9 protein-coding genes are annotated in these 8,718 nt (G+C 64.1%); 3 read left to right on the top strand and 6 right to left on the bottom strand.

The annotated features are described in order from the left end of the window. The 5 genes from ABEA50_RS02025 to ABEA50_RS02005 form a co-directional block, all read right to left on the bottom strand. On the bottom strand, nt 1–294 hold a 294-nt coding region (locus ABEA50_RS02025; protein ID WP_425577502.1), incomplete at its 3' end, for a hypothetical protein. 112 nt (nt 295–406) lie between these two features. Continuing rightward, nucleotides 407–1,684, bottom strand: coding sequence for a glycosyltransferase family 4 protein (locus ABEA50_RS02020; RefSeq protein ID WP_345493254.1), 1,278 nt, complete (start codon nt 1,682–1,684; stop codon nt 407–409). After that, nucleotides 1,681–2,640: a pentapeptide repeat-containing protein gene (locus tag ABEA50_RS02015; RefSeq protein ID WP_345493253.1), complete on the bottom strand. Its 960-nt coding sequence runs from the start codon at nt 2,638–2,640 to the stop codon at nt 1,681–1,683. The genes ABEA50_RS02020 and ABEA50_RS02015 overlap by 4 nt, the downstream gene beginning before the upstream one ends. Nucleotides 2,641–2,967: 327 nt before the next feature. After that, nucleotides 2,968–3,390 (bottom strand): hypothetical protein, encoded by a 423-nt coding sequence (locus tag ABEA50_RS02010; RefSeq protein WP_345493251.1) that lies wholly within the window; start codon nt 3,388–3,390, stop codon nt 2,968–2,970. Nucleotides 3,391–3,518: 128 nt separating this feature from the next. Next, on the bottom strand, nt 3,519–3,911 hold the full coding sequence (locus ABEA50_RS02005; protein WP_345493250.1) for an SgcJ/EcaC family oxidoreductase: 393 nt from the start codon (nt 3,909–3,911) through the stop codon (nt 3,519–3,521). 206 nt (nt 3,912–4,117) lie between these two features. On the opposite strand from ABEA50_RS02005, the gene ABEA50_RS02000 reads away from it, so the two are divergent. The 3 genes from ABEA50_RS02000 to ABEA50_RS01990 are packed head-to-tail and all read left to right on the top strand — an operon-like array spanning nt 4,118 to nt 7,268. After that, nucleotides 4,118–5,341 (top strand): ABC transporter substrate-binding protein, encoded by a 1,224-nt coding sequence (locus ABEA50_RS02000; protein WP_345493249.1) that lies wholly within the window; start codon nt 4,118–4,120, stop codon nt 5,339–5,341. Continuing rightward, nucleotides 5,338–6,471, top strand: coding sequence for a FecCD family ABC transporter permease (locus ABEA50_RS01995; protein ID WP_345493248.1), 1,134 nt, complete (start codon nt 5,338–5,340; stop codon nt 6,469–6,471). Before ABEA50_RS02000 ends, ABEA50_RS01995 begins: the two co-directional genes overlap by 4 nt. Beyond that, nucleotides 6,462–7,268 (top strand): ABC transporter ATP-binding protein, encoded by an 807-nt coding sequence (locus ABEA50_RS01990; RefSeq protein ID WP_345493247.1) that lies wholly within the window; start codon nt 6,462–6,464, stop codon nt 7,266–7,268. Before ABEA50_RS01995 ends, ABEA50_RS01990 begins: the two co-directional genes overlap by 10 nt. 6 nt (nt 7,269–7,274) lie before the next feature. Here ABEA50_RS01990 and ABEA50_RS01985 read toward each other — a convergent pair whose 3' ends face one another. Continuing rightward, nucleotides 7,275–8,708 (bottom strand): short-chain fatty acyl-CoA regulator family protein, encoded by a 1,434-nt coding sequence (locus tag ABEA50_RS01985; protein WP_345493246.1) that lies wholly within the window; start codon nt 8,706–8,708, stop codon nt 7,275–7,277. Nucleotides 8,709–8,718 lie beyond the last annotated feature (10 nt).

Raw genomic sequence — 8,718 nt, 5'->3', positions numbered from 1 at the left:
TCCGGGAGAATTCTTAGTATAGCCCGCGCCGTGCGGAAGAATGACAAGTGGTCCGGTTATTTCGGCCAGCCCACCGTGATTGGCGGCGAGCACTAGATCGAATTCCGTGTCGATCGCTTGGCTCCACGGAATGACCACAGTTCCGAGCGAATTCAGATATTCGTCCAATCCGTTCGTGAACGCATCGGAACCATTGCAGCTGAATACTACTTGCACCCGGTGATCTGAATCGAAGACCGTCAGCATGTCCAGCAGGCGGACCAGCGAGGTGACGTGATGTGCGACGACGAGCACAGTGCGCTGCGGTCGGATCGTTGTCCAATGCCGCGCCTGTTGCCCGATCGGAACCTTGACCGGTGGCCTTGCGTGCACAGGACCCCCTGCGGTGACGATCGGAGCTTTCGGTTCACCGTAGCCGATCCGACGCGGCCCCTAGCCGCAGCCATGGTGCCGCCGAGGCGAGCACGCGGCGGATAACGGTTGCATGATCGTAGGTGCGCGCTGCCCGTCGCCGCGCCCGTCGCGTCATGGCCCGTCGCTGCTCGGTGGTCAAGCACAGTGCCGATGCCAGCGCGACAGCGAGGGTTTCGGGCGCGCCGGGCGCGCAGGTGAAGCCGGTCGATCCTGGTTCGATTTGCTCGGCCAGACCATGGGCGGTCGTGGTGATCACCGGCCCGGCGCCCGCGAGAAATGCCTCCATGGGTATCCGCCCGAACGGTTCGGCGCGCGAAGGCACTACAACGGCGCGCACGCCAGGCGTGCGAAGTAGTGCGGTGACCGAGGGACTGAATCGGAACAGCATGGTGGCCACGATGCCGAGTTCTTCGATCCGCCGCGCGAGGTGTCGTTGATATTCCGTGGGGTGTGGGGTCTCGGTGGTGGCGGCGAGGATGAGGTGCGGAATGTCGCTTCTCGTCTTCCGCAGTATCGCGAGGGCGTCTATGAGGTCGTCGAATCCCTTATAGGGCTCGGCCCGCCCGATCGCCAGGATGAATTCTTCCGGCAGCCTGATGTCGGGGATGTCGGACGAATGCGGTCCGACAATGCGCGCTTTGTCCTCGACGGTGAGTCCGTCCGGAATATCGAGCAGTGCGTGACGTGGTATTCCGTAGTCCTGATGCAGATGTCGACCCATGAACGGAGAGATCACGCCGACTCGCGTACCGGCGCCGAGGCCGGTGTGCAGATTCGTGCGCTCCCAGGCGACGCGCTCGTGGTCATCCGGTGTGTGGATGAGCGCGCTGGAACGTGGCACGAGTATGAGTTGGGTCCGCATCGCGGTGGGCAGTGCGGCGGGGAGACCGAAGAACGGTACGTCGAAGGCGAAGATGAGCAGCGGATCGGTGTGCGCGGCAAGGTCTTCACGCAGCCGCAGTCCGGTGTGCGCGCTGACGGTGCGGAAGTTGTCGAGGGTGCCCCAACGGTCCATGCCCGCGGTGCCGTTGTCCACCGGGTGGATCGACACGTGGGGGCGATCCAGTATGTCGAGGACGTGCGCATGCCAATCCTGGTGATACTCAGGACTTTCGGGGGCGAGGCGCAGCGGTAGAACAGCGAGTCGGGCGTCTTCGGGCAGCAGATCGACCAGGGTGCGCAGAAATCCGAGGTTGGCGTATCCGGCGCCGGTGCCGCATCCGTAGAAGCCGTCGTGAATCGCGACGGCGATGCCCGGTCGGGCGCTCACTCCTCGGCGCGCAGTCGAGGATGTCCGATACCGGACGGGAGCCGAGTGTCGGCGTCGACAATTGTCTCGCGTACCGCTGCTTCGGTCAGTCCGGTCGTTTCCCGGAGGTCGGCGCCGCGTAGATCGGTGTCGGTCAGGTCGGCGTCGGTCAAGTCGGCGAACCGCAGTGTGGCGCAGTACAAGACCGATCGGCGTAGGTCGGCTTCTCGCAGTATTGCTCCGGTGAGGTCGGCACGCGGCATGTTGGATCGTGCCAACACGGCGCCGGTGGCATCGGCGTGTTCGAGTGTGGCTTCGGTCAGGTCGGCGCCGGTGAGCACGGCTCGGATGAGTTGGGCTCGGGACAGTTTCGCGCCGATGAGGTCGGCGCACGGCAAGATCGCATCGGCGAGGTTCGCTCCGATCAGGTCCGCGCGCGGCAACTGGACCTCGGTCAGGTCGAGTGGTCTCGGTTCGACGCGTGGCGGTCGCTGCCGCAGGGCGTCGACGGCCGCGACGATCTCGGGGGACGCACCGATCCCACCCGCGCTCGTGGATGTGTGCGCGTAGTGCCGTAATACATCACACACCGTGTCCCGCACCGCCATGTGATCGCGTGGGGAGTCGCCCATCAGTCGTGCGAGCGTGCGCACCGCACCCGCTCGTACCGTGGGGTCGGTGGAGGCGAGGCGAGCTGCGGCGCTGTCGAACAACCCGGTCAGGTGCTTGTCATTGTCCAGCCGCTGCTTATCGTGCTCGAGATGCTGCTTGTCCTTTTCGAGGTAGTAACGATTGACGCCGTAGGCGATGACGACCAACCCGCCCATCGTGGTGACGAACGTCAGACACTGGCCCCGGGCGTTGTTCAATGCGGAGGCACGCTCGGTGGGCGACATCAGGTCGGCATCGGCGCCGACAACCCATCCCGGCGCGACAAGCACCAGCCACCCAGCGGCCGCGACTGCGACAACCGCCAACCCCACCACCACTACGACCCGCACCCATCGTGTTCGCACGCCCCCTTCACTACACGTACCAGGCGCGACCGGCAAGAACCATGGGACTGCGCATAGGCGGTCGAGACCTGCTGTGGGCGCGGCGCATCCGATCCGGGGGTCTGTTCACAACTGGAGCTGGCTCGGGTAGAGTCTTGGGCTTGCAGCTGGTTCGCCAGCGCGCACTGATGCGGATACGAAACGTACGATGCGATACATAAACCAGACGACGATACGCAGCGCATAAAAAACCCCACACACATCTGACATACGCAGAGTCGAAAATCTACTGGGCCGCACATAACGCATTCACTCGAAACTTATGGCCATGAGGTCTTTCGGGACCGCATATCGAGTTCCTGCCGATCGAGCTTCGGCAGCAGCATTCCGGGCGTGTTCTGCTGCGCGCAGAATCTTGTCGTTCCCGGGCGGAATGCCTTCGATTGCGGTCCGCGTAGCTTGTCCACCTCGAACCTGGACAGCAAACTCGGGAATGTTGTGTGAGTGGGAGTAGTTGTGGCGCTTAATTTTTTGCAGATCGTAGCGATCTCGCTTTTGTTGCCAGCGGTGTTCGTCGGGCTCGCCGTGCTCGTTCGAACAGTGCTGCGGGATCACCGGGGCGGAGTCAGCCTGGGGTTGACTGTATTTCGGCTCATCAAGCTTGATCTTCGGTTCGAAGCACCGGTCATCGCTCCGGTGTGTTCCTCGGATGCAGTCGATCAGCAAGCCCAACTTCGTAACGTGGTGCAGCGGCCGTCGGCCGGGGCAATAGCGCGACGCCCGGCGTCCGTGAGCCACGAATCGGATTAGCCTGAGTCCGGATGGTTGTCGGTGTGAACGTCGGCAACCATCCGGGGCGCTCAGTCGACGCTGACGGGCGTGTTCTGGCCGGTGCGGATGCGCCAGGTGTTGTCGATCAATTGGGTGGTGAGGACGAGTCGGCTGTGCATCGGGTCTGATTCGGCCTGTTCCCTGCCTTTCGTGCGTTGCTGTGCGACGATCTGGCAGAGGTTCGGGGTGAGCTCGATGATGCGTTCCACGGTGTAGGTGACCGAGATGTCTTGCAGTACACCGCCTTCGTCGAATACCAGTTTCTGTGCGATGAGTAGGTCGCTGCGGCCGTCGACGAGTACGCCGCCGAAATTGACGAACGTGCAGTCGGGGGTGAACAGCGCGTTCATGGCTGCGGCGTCGTTGGCGTTGAACTCCGATTCGTAGGCGACGATCACGTCGGTCGGGCGGTGTTCGGGCATCGCTTCCTCCTGTTTCGAGCGGATGATCGCCACCGTAAAACATCAAGTGAACTCAAGGTAAAGGATGCGCGGGGTGACCGGACGTCGTCGGTCGGTGGGTCGCGGCGCTGTTGCCAGTTAGGGAAGCATCGCCTTATTCTGCTAGACGGCCCGGACATCGAGGGTTGGCGGGCGGGGCGGCCGTCGGATGCTGAACGAAGGTAGATATGAGCAGCTCTCCGCAGTCGACAACAGTGCCGAGGCGGCGTCGTATTGTCCATGGTCTTCGACGTTTTCGGTATGCGGTGCTGCTGCTGATCGTGGCCTTGGTCGCCGCGGTGGCAGGATGCGCGGGCGTGCAGGAGGCCGATTCCAACGGTCATACGAACGGGCCGGAAGTCGAGATCACCGACGTGCTCGGGCGGAAGGTGACCGTGCATGTTCCCTCGGCGCGCATCCTGGTCGACGGTTCGCGCTACCTCTACACGACGGCGTTGCTGAACAAGGACAACCCCGTGGACCGGATCGTCGGTTGGCCGAAGGATTTACAGGACAACGACCCAGGCACCCTCGAGACCTACAAGCAGAAGTTCCCGCAGATCGCCGACATCCCCACCATCGGCGATCTCTACGACGGGTCCTTCTCGGTGGAGCAGGCGATCCGTTTGCGCCCGGATGTGTTCATCGCCAGCGCGTCGTCGTTCCAGGCGGCGCAGGACGCGGGCACCATCGACAAGCTCGCCAAGGCCGGTATTCCCACAGTTGTGCTCGACTACTTCGTCGACCCGATCAAGAACACCGTCGCCAGCGTGGAACTGCTCGGGAAGCTGATGGATCGCGAGACCGAGGCGGCGAACTTCACCACCTACTATCGCTCGGCCGTCGACGGCGTGCGCAAGCGCCTCGATGCGGCGAAGCAGCCGCCGACTCCCACCTTCCTGTGGCGCGCGCCGGGCTATTTCGAATGCTGTTCCTCGTTCGCCAAATCGAATCTCGCCGCGATCGTCGACTACGCGGGTGGCAAGAACCTTGCCGACGATCTCCTTCCTGGTCAGCAGGGCAGTCTTTCCCCTGAGACAATTCTGTCGCGCAATCCGCAGGTGGTGATCGCTACCGGCGCCGCGTGGTCGCCGGACACCCCGGCCGCCCCCGGCAGCTTCGTTCCGCTGGGTTACGACCAGGACCACGCGAAGTCGCAAGAGCAACTGCGCGCGGTGGTCGACAGGCAGGTGGGTTTCTCGGGGCTGAGCGCCGTTCGCGATCATCGAACCTTCGTGGCCTGGCACCACTTCTACGATTCGCCCTACAACTTCCTCGCCATCCAGTGGTTCGCGAAGTGGATGCACCCCGACTTGTTCGCCGACGACGATCCCGACGCCGATTTCCGCGCCTTGCACGAGAAGTTCCTGCCGATCGCGCCCACCGGAACCTTCTGGGCGGACCTACCGTGACGGCGGACGCCGAGACCGCCGCGACGGCGGAAAACGAGGACGAGGCAACGATTTCGGATTCGTCGCAGGAGGTGGCCGCGCAGGCCGAGGGCGCGACGCGGGCCTACCGCTCGATGGTGGCGCGGCGACGGCTGATCGTGCTCGGCCTGTTCGTGCTCACCGTCGTGTTGTTTCTGGCCGATGTCGGCGTCGGCGGCAGTGGTTTGACGCTGACGGAGCTGTTGCAGGCGTGCTTCACGCCGTGGAACGCCCAGGAGACGGTACTGCAGATCGTTTGGAACATCCGCATGCCGATGTCGGTGGTCGGCCTGCTGGTCGGCGCGGCGCTGGCGGTGGCGGGTGTGCAGATGCAGACGATTCTGAACAATCCGCTCGCCGAGCCGTACACCCTCGGTATCTCGGCCGCGGCCGGATTCGGTGCGTCGCTGAGCGTGGTCGTCGGCACCTCGGCGATTCCTTTCATCGGCCCGCTGCTCGGAATGGCCGGTAGCGCGTGGCTTTTCGCGGCGATCGCCTGCGGGGTGATCCTCGCGTTCAGCGCGGTGCGTGGTGCCAATACCGAGACCATGATCTTGCTCGGCATCGCGATGGTGTTCCTGTTCTCGGCGTTGCTTTCGCTGATGCAATACGTGGCCTCGGACGCGCAGTTGCAGCAGGTGGTGTTCTGGACGCTGGGCAGCCTGGGCCGCGCGGATTGGCCGCAGGTGATCCTGTTGGCGGTGGTTTTGGGCTTGATCACGCCCATCTTCTGGCGCGCGTCATGGACATTGACCACCTTCCGTCTCGGCGACGACAGGGCGCGTGCGCTCGGTGTTTCGGTGGAGCGCACCAGAATGGTGGTGCTGATCGCGGTGTCGCTGCTAGCAGCGACCGCCGTGGCTATCGCGGGCACGATCGGGTTCGTCGGATTGGTGGGTCCGCATGCCGCGCGCATGTTGGTGGGGGAGAACCAGCGGCACTTCCTGCCCGCCTCGGCGCTGTGCGGGGCGATCCTGTTGTGTGGTGCCTCGCTGGCGAGCAAGCTGCTGGTGCCCGGTGTGATCGTGCCGGTGGGAATCATCACCTCGATCGTGGGTGTCCCGTTGTTTCTGGTGTTGATCCTGACCAAGAGGCGGCAACTGTGGAGCTAGGTCTCACCGTCGAGGATTTGAGCTTCGGTTACGGAAGCACCGAGGTCCTGCGCGAAATCACCTTGCCGACAGTGAAATCGGGTGAGGTGACCGCGCTGGTCGGTCCCAACGCGACCGGCAAGTCCACGCTGCTCAAGTGCATCGCGGGCATTCACACGCCGAACGGAACGATTCGGATCGACGGCAAGCGGAGCGCGACCGCCACGGGGAGCAAGCTCCGGAGCTGGCTGGCGGGTGACCGCTCCGATACCGACCGCATCCTCTACACCCCGCAGGAGACGCCTCCCGCCAGTTCCATCACGGTGTTCGAGGCCGTGCTGCTCGCGCGCCAGGGTCAGTTGCGGGGTCGAGCGAGTGCGCAGGTGCTCGATCAGGTCGGCCGCGTGCTCGCGCGGTTGCGCATGGACGAATTGGCCGCGCGGCCGATTTCGGATCTTTCCGGTGGTCAGCGTCAGCTGATCAGCTTGGCGCAGGCGGTAATTCGCGAGCCCGACGTGCTGTTGCTCGATGAGCCGACCAGCAATCTCGACCTGCGCAATCAGTTGCAGATCCTCACCCTGATCCAGCAGATCGCCAGGACCCAGCCCGCCGCGGTGGTGATCACCGTGCACGATCTCGCGTTGGCGGCACGCTTCGCCGACCAGATCGTGGTCCTGCATCAGGGGTCGGTGCATTCCTCCGGTACGCCGCGGGAGACGATCACCGAGCAGATGCTGCGCGAGGTCTACCTGGTGGACGCCACCGTGCACACCAATGCCAAGGGTGTATTGAGTTTAGCTGTGACGCAAAGCCTTTGACGTGAGCTAGCGGGCAGGTGGGTAGGGGATGGTGAGCGCGTCGTTTTCGTCGACCCGGATCGGGCGACCGAGTTGCGGGAACGCGCGCTGCGCGCAGTCGGTCCGCTCACACACCTTGCATCCCGGCCCGATCGGCACCGCCGTCGCGGGATCGTCGACCGCGAGCCCGTGTGAATAGACGAGTTTGTGCGCGTAGGTGAGGTCGCAGCCGAGGCCGATGGCGAATTCGCGCTTGGCGCAGAGATAGCCGGGTGTGCCTTCGTCGGTGGTGCGCGCCAGCCACAGGTAGGTGCGCCCGTCCGGCATCTCGGCGACCTGGGTGCGGATGCGTCCCGGTGTGGCGAAGGCTTCGTGCACCACCCACAGTGGGCAACTACCGCCGACCCTGGAGAAGTGAAAAGCGGTCGCGGACTGCCGCTTCGAGATATTTCCCGCTCTGTCGGTGCGTACGAAGAGGAACGGCACTCCGCGCTTGCCGTGGCGTTGCAGCGTGGACAACCGGTGACACACGGTCTCGAACCCGACCTCGAATGTGCTCGACAACTGGTCGATGTCGTAGCGCAAGGATTCGGCGCGATCGCGAAAATCGGTGTAGGGCAAGATCAGTGCTCCCGCGAAGTAATTCGCCAGACCAACTCGTAGTAGTCCACGCGATTGTGGCCCGAGCGATTCCGCGCGGGCGATGATCGTGTCGATGGTGTCGGTCTGCGTGCGGAATGCGAGTTGGGTCGCCAGTTGGAAGGCGCGCTGTCCCGGCGCGAGTCGCCTAGCGAGGGTGAGGATTCGGGTGCCGGGGTCGAAGCTGCGTTTAGGTCCGGGTCGATCGGGCGGATCGGTGCGGATCGCGACCGCGATGTCATGTTCTTCGCGCAGCAGCCGGGTCAGTTGCAGATCCATCCCGCCGAGGGTGAATCCGCTTCGCGCGTACAGCTCTTCGGCGGCGGTATCGAGTTCGGGGATGTGGTTGCGGTGGTCGTAGAAGAAGTCGCGGACATCCTCGTAAGGCATGGTGGTCGCCGCGTCGGTGGTGTGTCGGCCGGTGGTGGGTGCGTCGAGATCGGCGGTGACGCGTTCGAGCTGTTCGGTGGCACCGCGCAGCCTGCGATGCATGCCCACCAGTACCCGCGCGGCGGCGGGAATGCGGGAGGCCAGTTCATCGATCTCGGTGGTGGAGATCGTGGTGCCTTCCGGGTCTTCGGCGAAGACCTCCTGGAGGTCGGCCAGTAGGCGCGCGTCGGTGTCGGCGGCGAAGAACTGCATGTCCAGATCGAAGGTGGAGTTCAGGCGCAGCAGCACGGTGACGGTGAGCGGGCGTTGATCGTTTTCCAGCTGGTTGATGTAGCTGACCGAGAGATTCAACGCCGCCGCCAAGCCGGTTTGGCTCAGACCGCGCTGTTCGCGCAACGCGCGCAGACGCCCACCCGCATACATCTTCTGCATAGGTGAAATC

Source organism: Nocardia callitridis (assembly GCF_039543305.1).
GTDB lineage: Bacteria > Actinomycetota > Actinomycetes > Mycobacteriales > Mycobacteriaceae > Nocardia > Nocardia callitridis.
The sequence above is the reverse complement of the archived record's forward strand: the minus strand, read 5'-3'. Positions and strand labels throughout refer to the sequence as shown.